This is a genomic window from Mesorhizobium sp. M5C.F.Ca.ET.164.01.1.1 (assembly GCF_004792125.1).
Classification (GTDB): Bacteria; Pseudomonadota; Alphaproteobacteria; order Rhizobiales; family Rhizobiaceae; genus Mesorhizobium; species Mesorhizobium wenxiniae.
The window spans coordinates 1-370 of record NZ_SRTG01000220.1 but is presented as its reverse complement, the minus strand read 5'-3'; the positions used below and the strand labels follow the sequence as shown (position 1 = coordinate 370).

Below are 370 nucleotides of genomic sequence, written 5' to 3'. Positions count from 1 at the left end.
CAGGCGCTCGACGGCGTCAGTTTCGAATTGAAGGCCGGCGACCGGCTGGGGCTGGTTGGCCCGAACGGTGCCGGCAAGACTACCCTTCTCAAGGTGCTCTACGGCATCTACGAGCCATCCGCCGGAAACGTGGCGATAGAAGGAAAAGTCGACGCTCTGTTCAACATCAACATAGGCTTTCGTCGCGAGGCCACCGGTCGCAGGAACATCGTTTTGCGTGGACTGATCAGCGGGTGGACGGAAGCCGAGATCGAAGAGAAGATGGAGGACATCATTGCTTTCAGCGAGCTCGGGGATTTCATCGATTTGCCATTCAAGGCTTACAGCCAAGGGATGGCCGCGCGACTGGCCTTTTCGGCGGCGACCGCGC

General features: G+C 59.5%; 1 protein-coding gene. It reads left to right on the top strand.

Annotation, left to right across the window (positions count from 1 at the left end):
• Positions 1-27: 27 nt before the first annotated feature.
• Positions 28-370, top strand: a 343-nt coding sequence (locus EN807_RS33215) for an ATP-binding cassette domain-containing protein (protein WP_246684517.1), incomplete at its 3' end; no start/stop codon positions are given.